A 17,841-nucleotide genomic window follows, 5' to 3' on the forward strand; every position below is an offset into this window, starting at 1 on the left:
TTTCGGAATAAAACATCCTGAAACGGAATTGATTATCCCGCAAACCTTGTCTTACTTCACAACATCATTGCACAATGATATAAAAAACACTGGCGGAAACAAATATAAGTCAATCCAAATACGCCAAATTACGGGAAACCGTATTCTACGATATTAACCAAAAAACACCTTGATTATGTGCAACGTAAAATTATCCGAAAGAGAAGAAGACCGAGACGACAAACTATTGGAAATCCGCCGTCTTACGGTATCAGCCGTATACACAGATAGTGAAGGCTACCGTAAAAACGACTACGCATCCAGAATAATGCTTCTTGGCAAATGGGTTCGCAAATGCGGATTCGAAGCCGAAGACAAACTCACGGTATGGATCTACAAGGGTAGGATAGTGGTCGAAAAGGAAGATCCCAACACGATAGACACCAAACTCTTAGCCAGAGTACAGAATGAAAGCAGCCGACTATTACGCAAGAAAATCAAAGCAATGGTACATCCCGAAGTATTCGAGCAACTACGATTCGTAAACGGAGAAATAAAAGTCAAATGATTGATTTATTGCGAAATACAAGCATTATATGAAGCAGATTTTTCTACATTATGTTAAATAGAAACATGATTGAAGCACTCGCTTTGGCATTTTAGCGAATTGCAAAGCAATCACGAACACCAAATAAAAAATAAATAAACCGTGAGTAATGTATCATAGCCTTGATTTTTTGGTTCTTTTGCATCAAGGCAAAAGAACAGATAATTAACGTCGTGAGCGCCAGCATAGAAAAATGCCAGAAAAAAGCCGACAGGCACATTGGCATTTTCAAAATAAAATTTCGCTTTCCGAGCGTTGGCAAAAAAAATTAAATCGACAGGACGAGCGTCGGGAATTTGTGCAGCAAAAATTAAATGTGAATTTTTCATTCGAAACACATTTATTTTTGCAAACATGAGCGTTGGCTGAGCGGCTATTTCCGGAGGCTCCGAACATAATGACTAATTATAGGGCAAAATGCACTGAAAGACTGAACTATGTTGCAATGACCGAGGTATATTTTACATAATGTCATTATAGGGCAACCGAGCTTGCGAGGACTATTTTGACCTATAATTAATATTATGTTAAATAGAGTATTTTTTATAATGAAATAATATCCTTTATCCTACTTCTTTTGATGTGTAAATAAAACTCAGATTTTGAGCAAAAACTTAGTATCAATGTTGCATAAAAGCTGTATTTATAAATAAAAAAACAGACAGGTGCACTAAAACCTGTCTGCTCAAAACTGTCTCACAGCTTTTAACAACAAATTAAACTAAACTATGAAAAAATATATTGATGATGGTTTGTTGTTTCATACTTATAAATTGTTTGTTTCCAGTATTTTATTGTCTTTTTTATCCAGAGCCATTAATGCAGGAATCATAAAAGATAATCCTCCTACAACAGCTGTTAAAACACCTAATACGATAAATGCCTGATTGATTCCGATTGCTTCAACAAGGAAACCTGTAGAAAAAAGCCCGATCATGGAAGGCAAAAGAATTAGACTGAAATACATAGAGAATACCCGTCCCAATACTTCCGGTTTTACTTTTTCCTGAACAATTGTTGTAAATGTTGCACTCTCTACCGAGTATGCTGCTCCGCATATTCCCATCAGAAAAATAAAAATGAGAAATGCATTTGAAGGAAGCAACCCGGACCATGCCAATAATATCCCGGTTATAATATTCATTATATTGATAATAAATATCTTATTAACTGTTGGTTTCCATATGCTAAGAATACCACTGCCAATAAGCATACCAATACTCCAGAGAATTTCTACCAATCCCATTTCAAACTTATCACCATTAAAGTGGTTTATAGTTATTAGCGGAAGCAACGGAATAGTTGGGATTACAAATAAAGCTGACATTACAGAAACGCCGAACAGCATAAACAAACCCCTGTTGCTTCGGATGGCATTAAATCCCGTTTTCATATCCTGTATAACATTTCTTATACCTGCTTTTGCTTTTTTATAGTTATTTGTTTTCGGTATTTTTATAAAAGCTAGTGATATTACGGCAATTGCTGCTCCTGCAATATCGAATAACAGCACCTTCCCTATTGAAAAAAAGCTTATTGAAAGCGCTCCAAGTGCGGGTCCTGCAATACCGGATACAGACTGGATAATCTGGTTAATTCCTGCAATCCGTAATAATTCTGATTTTGGAGCAATCATAGGAATTGCTGCCTGCATTGCAGGCATATGAAATGCTGAACCTATTGAACGAAGCGAAAGCACTATGAAAATCATAGTAAGGTTTTCATACCCCAGATAAAAGCATACAGACATAATAAGTGTACAGACCGCTACAAAGCTGTCTGCAAGCATCATGGTCAATTTTTTGTTCCACCGGTCTACATAGACACCTGCAATTGGCCCCAAAATAGCCTGCGGAAGCATTCCTGCAATTACAGCATATGCCAGAATTTCTGCAGATCTGGTTTCAAGACTAAGCCAGATAATAATTGCAAAATTAACGGCAGAACTGCTGATCAGCGATATAAACTGCCCGCTCCAGATAAGCATAAATCTTTTTAACCAGGTTTGTTGCATATTGTGTTTCTGTTATTTCGGGATATTGCTCCCGATATTCTGCTACAAAAGAAGAAAGATTAAGAACATATCCATACGTTATTTTGACCCAAACGGAAATAAAGCCTCCTGAAACGGAAATAATGCAATATGGAATGAAAAAGACTTTGTTTAAATAAAAAAGGCAGACCCGAAGATCTGCCTCGCACGAAACTGTCAATAAATACAATTTCAAAAACAACAAATTAAATGAGAAAAATGATATATATATAATAGTGTTGTTTTCTAAATGGAGTCTGTAGCTCCTCCTAATGCTCTGTACAATTCTACCATACTATTTAGCTTATCTAGCTCTATAGTATTCTGTTCCAGCTCATTCTGTAATTTTGCACTTTGTGCAGAGATTACCTCCAGATATGTGGCCATACCATTTTTATACAATAATGTTGCATCTTTGGTGGCTTTATCCAGAGCCTCCCCTTTTTTGGATACCAAATTTAATCTTTCAGTACTGCCCTTATAATTAGCCATAGCATTAGAGACCTCTCCTACAGCTGTCATTACGGCTTGCTTAAACTGAATTGCAGCTTTTTCCTGTTCAATGACAGCAGTTTTGTAAGCTGTCTGCAGTTCTTTTTTCTGAAAGATTGGCTGAGTGAGATTTGCTGCAAGGTTTTTCGTTATCGAACCTGGCAAATCAAACCATTTATTGAACTTAAAAGAGTTAGCTCCTACCTGCGCAGACAAGCTAATAGACGGATACATTGCTGTTTTCGCCAATCCTGTTTTTGCATTTAATGAAATAACGGCATATTCTGCAGCTTTAAGATCCGGACGGCGGCTAAGCAATTCTGCAGGAACGCCGGATCCGTAAATTTCTTCTGGTGTTACACCTTTAAGGCTGCCAGCTCTGGAAATACTATCCGGATATTCACCACAAAGAATACTCAATGCACTTTCCTGAACACTTATATTTTGCTTCGCCAGAGGAATGATAAGCTCGGCTGTTTTCTTTTGAGCTTCTGCCTGCTCTATAGCTAAAGAGTTAACTTGACCCGAATTATACTGCAGGCGCATCATGCGCAGAATATCATCACTAAGCTTTACATTTTCATTCGCTATCTTAAGCTGTTGATCAAGGCTTATTAAATTATAATATGCCTGGGCTACCTGAGCAATAATACGGGTTTTAAGAGCCACAACATTTTCCTTTTGGCCAAAATAATCTGCAATACTCTGGTCTTTACGCAATTTAGTTTTCCCCCATATATCTGCCTCCCAGGATATTCCAAGATTCAGAGTATAATCATCTATATATTTAGTCCCTATAAACTGCTCCGCCATAGAGCCATTCATACTGTTTTTAGAAGGATAACTTCTGTTAGCACCTATAGTTGCCTGAGCCGTAGGAAGAATTGATAATTTTGCCTGCTTCATCGCCAGATCCAGCTGATCTATGGTTTTTAAGGCCACGGCTACATCATTGTTGTTATGCAAAGCTTTTTCAATGAGTGAAATCAGCTGAGGGTCTTTAAAAAATGTCTTCCATGGCAATTGTACACGATCTCCTGTTAAATTAACCTCTGATTTATATTGTACCGGCATGTTCAGTTCCGGGCGTGTATATTTCTGAGCCACAGAACAGGAGCTTACCAATGCACCAATTGCAATTGCTCCCAGCCAGTTTGTGATTGTATTTTTGTTCATTACGATTCGCTTTTTACGGTTTGGTCTGTATGTTTTTTTCCGGATACTTTTTCCTGTAGATACTGGAATAGTATATATAGTACAGGTATTACAAATACGCCGAGCACTACTCCGCTTAGCATTCCCATAGCGGCACTTACACTGATGGATATATTTCCTGCTGCCATTCCTCCTGATGAAATCATCAACGGTATCATACCTACAATAAAGGCCAATGAAGTCATTACAATAGGACGTAATCTCGAACGTGCACCTGCTATAGCAGAATCTATAATAGACATTCCTTCTTTTCTTCTCTGGACAGCAAATTCCACAATCAAAATGGCATTCTTGGCGAGAAGCCCAACGAGCATAATAAGTCCCACCTGTACAAAGATGTTATTGTCCAGACCTACAGCGCGGATTCCAAGGAATGCACCTATAACTCCTGTAGGAATAGAAAGGATTACAGATAGCGGTAACAAATAACTTTCATATTGTGCTGAAAGAATCAGATAAACAAAGAATATACACAAGGCTAGTATGAAAACCGTCTGATTTCCTGAAGCCTTCTCTTCCAGACTCAATCCTGTCCACTCATAACTATAATCTGATGGTAATTTGTCCAATACAGGTTCTATACGATTCATAAGTTCACCATTGCTAATTCCCGGAACCGGAGCAACATTAATGGTCAATGAATTGTAAAGGTTGTATCTGCTTACAGATTCCGGACCATATACTTTCTTCAACGTTATCAGTGTATTTACAGGTACCATTTCCCCTGCCGAATTCTTGGTAAAAATATTATTGAAAGCTGCTTCATCCATACGGAATACGCCGTCTGCTTTAATGTTCACTCTGTAGAATTTTCCAAATCTTGAGAAATTCTGTGACTGATCTCCGGAGAAATACCCCTGGATTGTATTTAGCAAACCAGCAACACTAACCCCCATTTGTTTAGCTTTATCTTCATCTACTTCCAGCTCCAGCTGAGGATAGTCGGCTCTGAATGTTGTATAAGCAAAAGCTACTCCCGGTGTCTGCATCAGCTGTCCGATGAGTTCATCAGCCTTAGCTTTCAATACCTGAGGATCGCGTCCTGTACGGTCCTGTAATACAATTTCTGCATCATTTGTTACTCCGTATCCTTCTACTGGTGGCATTCTGAATACCATTACACTTCCTTCTTTTATACCCGCCATTTGCTGGCTTATCATAGCATTGATAGACTCAATATCTTTTACAGCACCTCTCTCCTTTTTAGGTTTAAGTTTAATAAAGCCCATTCCGTATGCAGGGCCTGCACTACTGCTCAGAAGGTTGTAGCCTGTAATAGAGGTATTCTCTTTTATAGCCTCATTTTGTTTCAGCATCTTGTTAATTCTGTTGGCTACTTCAGTTGTCTTTGTAAGTCCGGTTCCTGGTGGCATTGTTAATGAATAAATCAACAGGCCATCATCTTCCATCGGAACGAAACTTTTTGGTGTAGTTGTCATAAGGAATCCAGCTAATGCAATAACTCCTACTACAAGTCCGCCGGCAACAAGTTTTCTTTTGAATAGAAATTTAATCCCTTTTACATATTTACCCGTCATATTTTCGAATCCGGCATTGAAGGCAGTGGTGAATTTTTTCACAAATCCTTTTTTCTCATGGGTATGTCCGCTTTCCGTGTTATGATTTTTTAGGAACAATGCACACAATGCTGGCGTTAGCGTAAGTGCATTCACAGCCGAAATAATAATGGCAATAGCTAGTGTATAGGCAAATTGCTTGTAGAAAATACCAGCGGAACCTGTCATAAAGCCAATAGGAATAAATACAGCAGCCATAACCAGGGTAATGGAAATTACTGCACTTGTAATTTCACCCATTGCGCTATGCGTAGCTTCTTTACCACTCATAGTAGAACCTTCCATTTTGCTGTGTACAGCTTCTACGACGACAATAGCATCATCGACGACTATACCAATGGCTAGTACCAGTGCAAAGAGCGTTAGTACATTAATGGTAAAACCTAATACCAAAAGGAAGAAGAATGTACCAATAATAGCAACCGGAACGGCAATAGCAGGAATAATAGTTGAACGTAAGTCTTGTAAAAACAGGAATACAATAATGAATACCAGTACAAAGGCTTCAAGAAGTGTGGATTTTACCTGACTGATGGCCTCGTCTAATCTTTCTTTTGAGCTAATAACCTTGGAATACTTAATACCCGGAGGAAATGATTTTGATAATTGTTCAAGAGACTTGTTTACACCAATTTCAATATCGTTTGCATTCGACCCCGAAGTTTGCATAATAGCAATGGTTACTGCATTCTTCTCGTTGGTAGTGTTGTTACCGCTATAGTTAATGGAACCAAACTCTACACGGGAAATATCTTTAAGACGGACAATATTTGTTCCTTCATTTTTTACAATAATATTTTCATATTGCTCAGGCTGATTCTTTTTTCCTTTATAGCGGATGACATACTCTAAAGTGGCATCTGATTCCTGTCCAAGTTTTCCCGGAGCAGCTTCTAAGCTTTGATTGGCAATTGCATTGGTAACATCTGCAGGGTCAAGACCCTGAGCCGCCATTTTTTGAGGATCCAGCCATATACGCATTGAATAATCTTTGATCCCGAAAATCTGAGCTTGTCCAACACCTTTAATTCTTTTTACCTGTGGTAAAAGATTGATATTAGCATAGTTCTGCAGGAAAGTTTCATCGTATTTACTATTATCATCAGTATACAGGTTGAATACCATAATCATACTGTTCTGCTGTTTGGAAGTTGTGATTCCGTTTCTTAGTACTTCCTGAGGTAATATAGGTGTAGCCTGCTGAACTCTGTTTTGTACATTTACAGCTGCCTGATCGGGATCTACACCTTGCTTGAATATAATAGAAATAGAAAATGAACCATCATTACTGGCGGTAGATTTCATATATTCCATATTTTCTACACCATTTATCTGCTCTTCCAAAGGAGTAACAACCGAGCGTATAACGGTTTGTCCGTTTCCTCCGGGATAAGAACCTCTTACCATAACAGTAGGTGGCGCGATATCCGGGAATCGGGTAATTGCGAGTCTGCTAAGGCCTATAATCCCCAGTACTACAATAACTACCGATATTACTGTTGCAAAGACCGGACGGTCTATAATTTTTTTTAACATAATTTCGTTTTTAATATGTAATTATTCTCTGCGGGTTATTTTGCAGGTGCTTTCTTTGGCTGTACCTTCATCCCGTCCTGTAGCATATCGATTCTGTTTAGTGCAATTTTGTCCCCTGCTTTTACTCCCGATTTTACATAATAAGTATCCTTGGTTTTTCCGTCGATCTGGATGGGTACCATTGCAACTTTGCTACTGTCAGCAAGCTTGAATACAAAGAATTTATCCTGAATGTCTTTTACACTTGTTATCGGAAGCTCTACAATATTGTCTACCGTTCTGCCGATCACAATTTTTCCGGCACCACCGGAACGCAGTAGTTTATCAGGATTAGGGAAAACAGCTTTCATGGTAATACTCCCTGTTACTTTATCTATATTACCACTACCCGCTTCTACTCTGCCTTTTTGGTTGTATACCGATCCGTCTGCAAGGATCAGCTGGATATTAGCTGAATCTCCTGATAAAATTCCTTCTTTGCTGTAAGTGATATAATTAGCTTCGCTTATTGAGAAATAAACCTGTACTGTACTGATGTCTGAAAGTGTTGTCAGTGCTACTGTATCTGCAGGTGATACCAATGTACCTGTACGATTAGGAATGCGACCGATATAACCGCTTACAGGTGCCTTTATAAGTGTGAAATTAGCATTGATCTTTGAAGATCCCAATGCTGCTTTTGCCTGTTCTACCTGAGCTGTAGCTGCATTATAATTGGCCTGAGCTGTTTTTAGCTGCATATCGGAAACCACTTTCCCGTCTACAAGAGGACGTAGTTTTTCAACTTCCAGTCTGGCTGTTGCCTGAGCTGCAAGCGCGGATTTTAATCCGGCATCACTATTTTTTACCTGTTCATTATAGACATCCGGCATTATTCTGAATAAAGGCTGTCCTTTTTGTACATACTGCCCTTCTTTTACTAATACAGCCTGTAAATATCCGGTTACCTGAGGCTTTACGTCAACATTTACAATACCCTCAATATTACCAGGGTATTCTTTTTGTGTATCCCCTGTTCCCTGAATAAGGGTAACAAAGTCTGTTTCCGGTGCAGGTAATTCTCCGGCTGCAGAACCGGGACTACTCTGTCCGCACGATGAAAGAAACATCGCTGCTGCTACAGCCAATATTAAAGAGCTTGGTTTTCTCATTTTTGTAATCATATCTCTGACATTTAATTTGCTGCAAAGGAAGCTATCATTTAAAAGCACGGATTCGATTATCTGACTGAAACGGAAATATTGGCCTCTGAAATGTAAAGAGACCCGACCGAAAAGATTAGCAGCTGTTTTTATTATCTGTTAGTACTGGATTTTTCGCTTTAAATGGTTGTATTTCAGCGTGTAGTGTTTACGAATTTCATTGTCTGATATACGATGTTACGCTTCAGTTGTACAGGATTACGTTTGGGAAGTAACTATTTCCGTTTCGGTAAAATAACAGATATTTTCCATTACCATCGAATGTAGATTTGCTTCAGTTTTAATCAAGAAAAAATTAGAAACAATGAAAAAAGTATTATTAGCGGTAGCATTCACATTTGGAATTGGGGCAATTAGTGTAAGTGCACAAAGTATTGAATTAATTCCTAAAGCTGGTATTAATGTAGCGACACAATCCATAAAAAGTATTGGTGGTGAAAAATCTAAAGTAGGTTTTCAGGCAGGTTTAGGTGTTAATATTCCTATAGGAAAAGATGGTTTTTCTATTCAGCCGGAACTTAACTATATACAAAAAGGAGTTGCATTTAAGCCTGCAGGAGCCAGCAAGACAAACTACAACCTGAATTATCTGGAAATACCGGTATTATTAAAATACAGCTTTGGACCGGTATATGTAAATGCAGGGCCTTCTATTGGTTTCCGTTTGGGACAGAGTAATAAAGTAAAGGAAGCTTTGGGTAAAACAAAAAGTGTTGACTTTGGGTTGCAAATGGGATTGGGAGCCGCAATACCGGCAGGACCAGGTAAACTAATTGTAGACGGACGATACAATCTAGGGCTAAGCAATATCTCTGATGTAAAAGGAGAAAGCATTAAAAACCGTGGATTTATATTTTCTCTGGGATATGCCATTCCAATTGGTAAGTAATTGAAATTCCATAGATAGAGATCCCTGGCCGGCTAGTTCTGCCGGGGATTTCGTATATTAATACAAACATTTTTTGATATGAACAGAATAATTGTAGCAACAGATTATTCAGCAGCAGGGCAAAATGCTATGCTCTATGCTGCTGAAGCCGCCGCCAAGCATAATATAGAGCTTGTCCTATTTCATTTGCATAATATATCTATCCATGCTTTAAATGCAAGACTTTCCGTAGAGTCTATGGATAATATATTTCAGAAAGCCAAAGACAATTTTGAAGATAGTGCTTATGCCCTATCCCAGACCTTTGGTATTAAAGTAATCCGGCACTTTGCATCTGGTGATATCTATACAGAACTTTCTGCATGTGCTGAAACCTGGAAGGCAGATATCCTGGTAATGGGTATGAGTGATAAAAGCCTTGAACAGCAGCTAATGGGAAATACAACAACTAAGGTTATTCATCGTCTGAAGATTCCTGTATTGGCAGTTCCTGAAAATCTGCATTATACACCGGTGAATAATATACTTTATGCATGTGATTTTGATAAAGATATATCTGGAGAATTTCCTGATAAACTTCGTGATTTTGCTTCTGTATTTGGAGCTCAGATAGAAATATTCACAGTTGAGTCTGTCTTAAAAAAGCTACAGACAGATGATGCTGTAAAGGAACGAAAGCTCAATATGGATAACGGACTGGCGGGTATCAGTCATTATTATAAAAATGTACTTTCCGATAATGTAGTAGCTGCTATAAAAGATGAAATAGAGAATACACAGGCAGATTTGCTTGTGATGGTACCTCATAAATATGGTTTTTGGGAATCGGTTATACACAGAAGTAAAACCAGTATTATGGCTTCGGGTAGCAATATCCCGTTATTATCGATACCTGTTGACGTATGACAAATCAAAATATAAGAAAGAAAACCGGTTTAATCCTGTTAGGCTTTGTATTGTTGTATTGGATGGCAGTTCCGATATTACCATTTATGGATATTCCGCATAAAGCATGGATCATCTCAGCATTGGTTGTTATTGGAGAAATAATATTTGTTATTGCAATAGCTTTATTAGGAAAAGAATATTGGGAAAATATAAAAAAAGCAGTTGGCCGATTTTTTAAATCAAAAAAATAATTAAAAAGATCCCGGATATTTATTCTATATCCGGGATTGCTATTCCTGACGGGAATAAATAATTTGTAACATATATTCTACATCTGAAAATCTATTTATTAATTTTAAAGAAAAAATAATTCATGGAAATTGATTACGAAATTCTGTTAATAATAGCCTCCGTATTTGTGGGTGGTATTATCGGAATAGAAAGAGAATATCAGCTGAAAGCGGCAGGTCTTCGTACAATGATTCTTGTAACACTAGGGTCGTGTATGTTTACAATGTTGTCCAGAAGTCTTGGTGCTCCGGGAAGCCCGGATCGTATTGCTGCTAATATTATTACCGGAATAGGCTTTGTGGGTGCAGGTGTCATTTTTAAAGAAGAAAACAGAGTGTCCGGACTTACAACTGCTGTTACCATTTGGATTTGCGCAGCTCTTGGTATGACAATAGGTGCAGGATATTATACTGAAGCAGGATATGGAATGGCTGTAGTTGTTATACTACTGATAAGCTTAAAGTATGTTCAGAATATAATAGATAAAATAAGTTCGCTCCATACATACCGGATTACAATTCCTTATAATGATGAAGCAATAGAAAGGTACGAAGCTATTTTCCGTGAACACCATCTAAGACCAATGTTGGGTAAGCAGATCAAACAAGGAGATTTGTTTACAGTAACCTGGCGGGTGCAGGGAGCCGCGAAAAATCATAAGGTTTGCTCAAAAGTTCTGTTGAATGATGCGTCTATTACAGAGCTGGTGCTCTAAATACATGTGTTTATATCAAAAATATAAACCGTTGCTTATCAGGCAGCGGTTTTATTATTTAAGTATATACTCGTATTATTATTAATATCCCATCCAGTTTTTAAGTAAGGGAGCTTTATCTCTACTTACAATAATTTCTACATCAGTATTCTTTCTCATAGCCACTTTAAGTTTATTATTAAAGTAATTATAAACATGTTCAACAGCATTTATACAAATAATAAACTGTCTGTTAGCCCGGAAGAATAACTTGGGGTCAAGTTGTTGCTCCAGTTCATCCATTGTATGTGGAATAATTTCGTCTGTCCCGTCTGCAAGTCTGGCCTTGGTTATCTTCTGTTCCGAATAGAAATAAAGCACATCACTCACCATTACAGTTTTGAAACCATCCCTGTATGACAATAGAAAGCGTGTCCGGAAATTTTTAGGACGAAACTCATCCAGCAATTTTTCAATAGAAGGATTAGTTGCTTTATTCACCATGATATCAAGCTGGTCATACTTTTCGAAAGCCATAGCCAGTTCGTCTTTATCAACAGGTTTTAGTAAATAATCTATACTATATTGCTTGAAGGCCTTTATAGCATATTCATCATAAGCTGTTGTGAAGATAATAGGAATATCTACCAGCTGGGTTTTATCAAAAATTTCGAAGCTTAGTCCATCTGAAAGCTTAATATCCATCATAATAAGATCTGGCCTTTCATGGGTTTCCAGCCATTCAACACTTTCGCTAACGCTTTCCAGCACACTCAGTATATTAGCCTGTGGTTTTATCCCCTGGATTAATCTTCTCAGCCTTTCAGCATTAGGTCTTTCGTCTTCTATAATTAAAATATTCATATACTTATTATTTTAATTCGATTAAAGGAACAGTTACTTTAAATATTTTATCATCCTGAAAAATTTCAGGCTTTACAGCACCCAGCAAACGGTATCTTCGGGCTATATTTTCCAATCCGATTCCAGAGGAAGGAGTATTGGTTTCCAGCGGGTTGAAATTGTTTTCAATAACAATGCTATGTTCGCTGTTACTATAAATTCTTAAATGCAAAGGATTAATTTTGGAAGTTTTATTATGCTTCATAGCATTTTCTACCAGTAATTGCAGCGTTAGTGGCGGAAGGCTGTTTAAATACTGCTTGCGGTCTATATCAATTTCGAATATCAGGCCCTCACCTACCCGTTGCTTTAACAGAAAAATATAGGCATTCAGAAATTTTATTTCTTCCTCCAGATGTATAACATTTTTCTTTGAATTTACGAGCATGTACCGGTAGATCTTCGTGAAATTTTCAGCATATTCATAGCCCAATTGTTGATCTCTCAGAATCAGTTCGGACAGAACGCTTAAATTGTTGAATACGAAATGAGGATCCAGCTGTAATTTTAAAGATTGCAGTTCCGCTTCCATTGCTATTCTGTCAGATTCTGCTGCTCTTACAGCGGTATTTTTCCATTTCAATAAAATACTGTTTCCGGTATTGATCACCATTACTAAGAATGTCACCATTAGTGTAATGAGAAATTGCTGCATAATTTCTCTGGTCTCCTGTATGTATTTGGAATCAGTAAGAACTGAATGCATGCCAGCTTCCAGTACATAGTAAGAATAAATTGAGAAAATTATAAATAATATACCAAGTACAGCGACAAAGTTCAGCAGGGTTTCTATTACAAATCTTTTTCTCGAATGCTCTATCCATGGTAATTTGTGATCCAGCCAGTTGCTAATCAGGATACTGATTTCACAGACAATCGTACAGAAGATTAATGTAATACCAAAGTCTGTTAATATCTCTGATATATCCCTGTGAAAAAATGTTCTGGCATATTCCGAAAAGGGATCCATAATGTAACCAATCAGGTACAATATTACAAATGCCGGCAGGATAATTAATACCCGTTTCCAGTGGTTTTTAAAAAAGACTTCGTTTGTTCTTTTCATACTTCAGATGCCTCAACTCTTCAGAGACTTTTAAACATAATTTTCAGCAACAAATTTCGTGATTTTTGGATAGTTTTTGAACGATTGATAACCCAATCGTCATTATGAGCTCCCGAATCTTATAAATTGGCTTATGAAACGAAAATAAGAAGAAAAAGTGGTTAATCTTCTATTATTGACAACCGAAATTTTAGGATACGGCTTCTGATAAGCCGATTGCCGAATTCCTGGGTTTAAGAGTGAAAAGTAAAACCTCCTGATTCCAGAAGGTTTTATTTTATTAATGAATGAATATGAGTTGCTTAGATCTAAGACTTAACTATTTCCTTCAGCCAGTCAGGTGTTAATTCTTCCTGTCTTGGAAATACATTTAGATCATCTAAAAATTTGTCTTTACTCGGTTCATATTTGAATTCAGGTTTATTGTCATAATCGAAAGAAGAATCAAAATGACCATCATTCATAACTGTAAACATAGCCATATACCAAGCTCCCTTATTAGGTGATGTTTTATACATTTCTTCTCTCAAAGTCTTAATTTTCATCGTAATATCATTTCCATTTTCCTCCGGGTCAAAAGATATAAACTTTCCTTCTGCCTCATAAAATGCTTTTATAGCAATCATTTTATTTAATGCGCAAATATTAAGAGAAAAGTTATCCCATTGGTCTGTTGGTATATTATCTATTGTGGAGGATAATATTTGGTTTAGATTATTTTCGATTGTAATAAATGTTTGTTATTCTTTAGAAAGTCGATCAATTTCATTTTGTAATTCCTGATCCCAAATAAACTCCATATCAAAATCTCCGTCTGATGTTAATGTGAAAATAGCTTTATCCCATTTGTTATTACCTCCTTCTGTAGTGATCTCATGGAGTTCCATTATTGCAAAATCAACATCTGCATCGAAATTATGTACATCCAATGATTGGGCAGTATTATTGGAATCTAAATACTCACCTGTTGTGTCAACATAGGTGTCATCTCCCTGAATATTTAGAGTAACTTTGCTCCAGTCCTCACTTTGGATACTGTTTGCAATATTTTGAGCTATTAATAAATAAATCTCGTCAACTGTCATATTTTTAGTTTTTAAAAACTGGACAACAAGATGCTTTTAATGGTTTGTAAGTTACAGATACTAACCTAAGTCAATAATCTTACCTACAGACTGACCAATCACCTCTATATACGATTTTACATCTACAATCTGTAAGTTATTATTTGAAGCTTTCCCACCTAAAGATAATGCTGGAACATAACCGTAACATTGACCATATTCTAATTTTGGCATTTTTCCTTTAATTTCTAAAAATGCTTTGGAATCAAAGTAGTCTTTATGGCCTATAAAATATTCATCAAAAAAGACATCTAAAGTTCCTTGCATTGAATTTAATGCACGGCTCTGGCACTTTCTAATATTTATTATTTTCACTCTATTCCCTTCATCTTCAGAGATAGTCCAGTTTTTATTTCCCTCCCATATTAATAAATCCCCAAGTGCAGTGTATCCAAAAACAATCGATGGCTCTAAAAGCTTATCAATATAATCGAATACAAACTCGAACTCATCAGGATTTATCAATTGAAGAAAACCATCTTCATAAATACCAAATCCCATAGTCTTCCAGATATTTATCAATTCATTTGGAAGGATATCCGTAAATTTATTTATGATACCAGAAGATACATCGCTTTGTTTTTTGTAATTATTTATGTTTTTTTCTTCAAATGTTAATCTTTCCATTTTATATTTTTTTATTTAAAGTTAAAATAAATCTACATTCATTATTTCATCATCGGGAATATCACTGATTTTTTTTGGTGGTATACCAAATTCTTTTTTTAATTGGTCTTCTATAGATTTTGCTCTGCCTTTATCCCATTGACTACCAATGGATGAATTTACTCGGCCATCTCCCATTCCGGTAATTTGATCTACCTTCCCTCCAGCTATTCCATCGGGATTATGTAGGGCGGCCTGTCCTTTCATTGATTCTTTTGCTGCCTCTTCAGCTGCTTGAGGAGACATTTTTTTGTTAACAATATTATCTTCTATTCTCTTTGCTATTTCTTGTTGTCTGTAATTATCCCGCGCTTCTTTTGCCCTTTTTGCATAATCCTTTTTATCTCTTTTGACAAAATCTTCTCGATTCTGCAACCAATCTCTAGTTTTCATTTTATTGATTGCATCTTGCTGATCTTGTAGTTGTTTTTTAAACTCAGCTTCAAGTTTCACATCACCAGCGTGTTTATCACTAATTTTGAAAGGAGGGTTTGCTTTTTTCGGAGCAGGCTTCGTAACAACCTTAGCAATGTCTCCACCATCATGCTTTGCGAGTTGTTCCATAACTTCTGCTGTTGTTCTTTTGCTGGCAGCTTCAAGCCCCTCTTTAGCTGCTTTTTCTGTGCCTTCTTCTACAGCTTCTTTAGCTCCCTTTTTAGCGGCAGCTTCTACTCCCTCTTTCAGTGCTGTTTTGGTACCTACTTCTAAAGCTTCTTTCCCTGCTACTTTTGCAGCTGAAACTCCAAGAGAGGAGCCTCCTGAATAAACGGCTGCAGCAGCATCAGGAATAAACTGACCTACAGCATTTCCTAATTCTCTTGGATTCTTCTGAACCCATTGAGCTCCGTCGGATATAGCTTTTCCCCAATTATCACCATTGCTGGCCCAATTCCAGGAATCATTTGCCATATTGGTCCAGTTTTCACCTTTACTAGCCCAGTCTACGGCATCCGATCCCATTTTCCATAAGGCCTCGCCAGTTCCTATAGGATCCTGACCAACCTGATAAATAGTTTCTCCTAAACCAACAACGCCATTTACAGCTCCTTCAACTAAGCCTGATCCTAAATCATTAAACCAATCTACAGCACCGGTTACTGGCTTCATCCAGTCTGGTAAAAACTGATCTCTTGCTTTTCTATTTTGTTTTTCCTGCTCCGCAAGCCAGTCAAAACCTTCCTTTATATAATCGGTTGGCATTTTGCCCTCACCTACACCAAATTGTACGGCTGCAGATCGATCAAAAAATATATTAATCTTTCCTCCAAAAATACAATCACAAAAGGAATCTTCCAAGAGCATTCTGCTTCCATTTATTTTTACCCCGTCTTTTGGTTGCTGCCAGCCGGTAACAATTGTTGGAAGACATGAGACTCCTGTTGCCCATTTTAGAGGGTTGGTACAAAGTCCCATTGGCTTGATATTAAAGAAAGGAATGAAATCCAGTTCCGAAGCCATGGGTACTCCATATATTGTTGTGTTTTTATTGTTGCTTACCCTCAGAGTTGAAGGGCTGGTTCCTTTGTCGCATGCTAAAAAAGCACCTTCGGGTACATATTTTTTTGCCATAATGCGATTGTTTTAGGTGTTAATTTTGTCTGAGGTTATTTTCACACTTTTCATTTTTCTGAAACGGTTTTCCAGTTTGTTCAGATTTATTTTGGTTTCCAAAATAATTTTGCCCGGAATTTTTAAAGCTTCAGAAATATTGCACTCACTTATGTTACATAGGTATTCATCATCAGCAAAAACATACCACTCATTTGTATTTGTACTAATATCCAAAGCATTATTATCGTCAAAAAGTAGATAATAACGGTCATTTTGGAATACAATATCAATTAGCTGAATTGTCATGAGTAATTGCTTTTAAAATATTTTTTTCCTCTCTGTATAATGTACCGGGAATCTGAGCCAAAGACATACACATACTTTGTTCGGACCAGGGCCATTCTTCCAAAAGATAACGCTCTATATAATTTAGTTCTAAAAGAGTTGGTACGCGTGGTCTGTTTTTCAGAATACGTATCATCGCTGTTACTTTATCTTGCTCAAAATTTTTTTCATCAATGTTTCCTTTTACATCGATTTGATATTTCCCATTTTCTAGCTCTGAAATTTTCTCTTCCGTGATTATGGGTACATTTTTCGTTGCAATAAAATTGGGCAGCTCACGATAGCCATTTGTAATTTGATTTTTTTTAAATTCTTTAAAATGAATCCCAGGAAAAAGAAGTTGATAAGGCATAGTAAAGCGGAGTGCATGTGCAAGGCGCTCACCGTCTTGCAGAAGCTCTTCTACTCCTTTTATAAAAAAATCTCTGTATTTTTCGTCTCGGTGTTTTAGAACAACCTTAGGCTTTATTTCTTTCCATTTTTCCTGGATATCTTCCAGGTTCTGAATATTTCCTAATTGTCCATCCTCATTTAGAGTACATATTATATTTTCTCTCAGCTCATAAAGATCTCCTACCCATTTATACATTCCGTCTTTATTGGATTGCTTATAAAAGGGCATTTCAACTCTAAAAACTGGAATATTATTATCATAAGAGACTAAGGTTACTTTTAGCTGAGCTTCAATATAATTTTCATTATGGAGACCCTGAAACTGATAGCGTTCTTCTCTTATAAAAGCATATGTCCGATATTCGCCTCTGTTTTCGATATTAATTTGCAT

Annotated in this window: 17 protein-coding genes and 1 pseudogene; 5 read left to right on the forward strand and 13 right to left on the reverse strand. The window is 37.0% G+C overall.

Features of this window, described 5'->3' with window-relative positions:
• Positions 1-175: 175 nt before the first annotated feature.
• On the forward strand, positions 176-547 hold the full coding sequence (locus tag AYC65_RS06575) for a SymE family type I addiction module toxin (protein ID WP_034867212.1): 372 nt from the start codon (positions 176-178) through the stop codon (positions 545-547).
• Positions 548-657: 110 nt separating this feature from the next.
• Here AYC65_RS06575 and AYC65_RS06580 read toward each other — a convergent pair whose 3' ends face one another.
• From AYC65_RS06580 to AYC65_RS06600, 5 genes are all read right to left on the reverse strand, one after another.
• Entirely contained in the window at positions 658-915 is a 258-nt protein-coding gene (locus AYC65_RS06580) for a hypothetical protein (protein WP_059333773.1), read from the reverse strand.
• A gap of 437 nt (positions 916-1,352) precedes the next feature.
• Complete coding sequence (locus AYC65_RS06585) at positions 1,353-2,600, reverse strand: MFS transporter (protein ID WP_034867207.1); 1,248 nt, start codon at positions 2,598-2,600, stop codon at positions 1,353-1,355.
• A gap of 264 nt (positions 2,601-2,864) precedes the next feature.
• Positions 2,865-4,286 carry a TolC family protein gene (locus tag AYC65_RS06590; RefSeq protein ID WP_034867205.1) on the reverse strand — a complete coding sequence of 474 codons (1,422 nt, stop codon included), beginning with the start codon at positions 4,284-4,286 and terminating at the stop codon, positions 2,865-2,867.
• Positions 4,286-7,438 carry an efflux RND transporter permease subunit gene (locus AYC65_RS06595; protein WP_078674550.1) on the reverse strand — a complete coding sequence of 1,051 codons (3,153 nt, stop codon included), beginning with the start codon at positions 7,436-7,438 and terminating at the stop codon, positions 4,286-4,288. Before AYC65_RS06595 ends, AYC65_RS06590 begins: the two co-directional genes overlap by 1 nt.
• 35 nt (positions 7,439-7,473) lie before the next feature.
• Positions 7,474-8,601 (reverse strand): efflux RND transporter periplasmic adaptor subunit, encoded by a 1,128-nt coding sequence (locus tag AYC65_RS06600; RefSeq protein WP_034867199.1) that lies wholly within the window; start codon positions 8,599-8,601, stop codon positions 7,474-7,476.
• A 343-nt stretch (positions 8,602-8,944) separates the two neighbouring features.
• Here AYC65_RS06600 and AYC65_RS06605 point away from each other — a divergent pair, with 343 nt between their 5' ends.
• From AYC65_RS06605 to AYC65_RS06620, 4 genes and pseudogenes are all read left to right on the forward strand, one after another.
• Positions 8,945-9,529 carry a porin family protein gene (locus tag AYC65_RS06605; RefSeq protein ID WP_034867196.1) on the forward strand — a complete coding sequence of 195 codons (585 nt, stop codon included), beginning with the start codon at positions 8,945-8,947 and terminating at the stop codon, positions 9,527-9,529.
• Between the two features lie 78 nt (positions 9,530-9,607).
• On the forward strand, positions 9,608-10,435 hold the full coding sequence (locus tag AYC65_RS06610; RefSeq protein ID WP_034867195.1) for a universal stress protein: 828 nt from the start codon (positions 9,608-9,610) through the stop codon (positions 10,433-10,435).
• Positions 10,432-10,669 (forward strand): annotated as a pseudogene (locus AYC65_RS06615) (transporter suffix domain-containing protein); the annotation flags it as partial. The gene AYC65_RS06610 and the pseudogene AYC65_RS06615, both read left to right, overlap by 4 nt.
• Positions 10,670-10,790: 121 nt before the next feature.
• A complete protein-coding gene (locus AYC65_RS06620; RefSeq protein WP_052114608.1) occupies positions 10,791-11,423 on the forward strand; it encodes an MgtC/SapB family protein in 633 nt (210 codons plus the stop codon).
• Positions 11,424-11,504: 81 nt separating this feature from the next.
• Here the strand turns inward: AYC65_RS06620 and AYC65_RS06625 are convergent, their stop codons facing one another.
• The 8 genes from AYC65_RS06625 to AYC65_RS06660 all read right to left on the reverse strand — a co-directional run bounded on the left by AYC65_RS06625 (position 11,505) and on the right by AYC65_RS06660 (position 17,841).
• A complete protein-coding gene (locus AYC65_RS06625; protein WP_034867191.1) occupies positions 11,505-12,266 on the reverse strand; it encodes a LytR/AlgR family response regulator transcription factor in 762 nt (253 codons plus the stop codon).
• 7 nt (positions 12,267-12,273) lie between these two features.
• Positions 12,274-13,371, reverse strand: a complete 1,098-nt coding sequence (locus tag AYC65_RS06630) for a sensor histidine kinase (protein ID WP_078674549.1) — start codon at positions 13,369-13,371, stop codon at positions 12,274-12,276.
• A 308-nt stretch (positions 13,372-13,679) separates the two neighbouring features.
• Positions 13,680-13,997 (reverse strand): immunity protein YezG family protein, encoded by a 318-nt coding sequence (locus tag AYC65_RS06635; RefSeq protein ID WP_052114607.1) that lies wholly within the window; start codon positions 13,995-13,997, stop codon positions 13,680-13,682.
• 114 nt (positions 13,998-14,111) lie between these two features.
• On the reverse strand, positions 14,112-14,456 hold the full coding sequence (locus tag AYC65_RS06640) for a hypothetical protein (RefSeq protein WP_034867186.1): 345 nt from the start codon (positions 14,454-14,456) through the stop codon (positions 14,112-14,114).
• Positions 14,457-14,516: 60 nt separating this feature from the next.
• Entirely contained in the window at positions 14,517-15,122 is a 606-nt protein-coding gene (locus AYC65_RS06645; protein ID WP_034867185.1) for a GAD-like domain-containing protein, read from the reverse strand.
• A gap of 21 nt (positions 15,123-15,143) precedes the next feature.
• Positions 15,144-16,730, reverse strand: a complete 1,587-nt coding sequence (locus AYC65_RS06650; RefSeq protein WP_052114606.1) for a polymorphic toxin type 15 domain-containing protein — start codon at positions 16,728-16,730, stop codon at positions 15,144-15,146.
• Between the two features lie 12 nt (positions 16,731-16,742).
• Positions 16,743-17,018, reverse strand: a complete 276-nt coding sequence (locus tag AYC65_RS06655; RefSeq protein ID WP_034867183.1) for a hypothetical protein — start codon at positions 17,016-17,018, stop codon at positions 16,743-16,745.
• Positions 16,999-17,841 carry a hypothetical protein gene (locus AYC65_RS06660; RefSeq protein ID WP_034867180.1) on the reverse strand — a complete coding sequence of 281 codons (843 nt, stop codon included), beginning with the start codon at positions 17,839-17,841 and terminating at the stop codon, positions 16,999-17,001. The genes AYC65_RS06655 and AYC65_RS06660 overlap by 20 nt, the downstream gene beginning before the upstream one ends.

This window comes from Elizabethkingia bruuniana (assembly GCF_002024805.1).
Taxonomy (GTDB): domain Bacteria; phylum Bacteroidota; class Bacteroidia; order Flavobacteriales; family Weeksellaceae; genus Elizabethkingia; species Elizabethkingia bruuniana.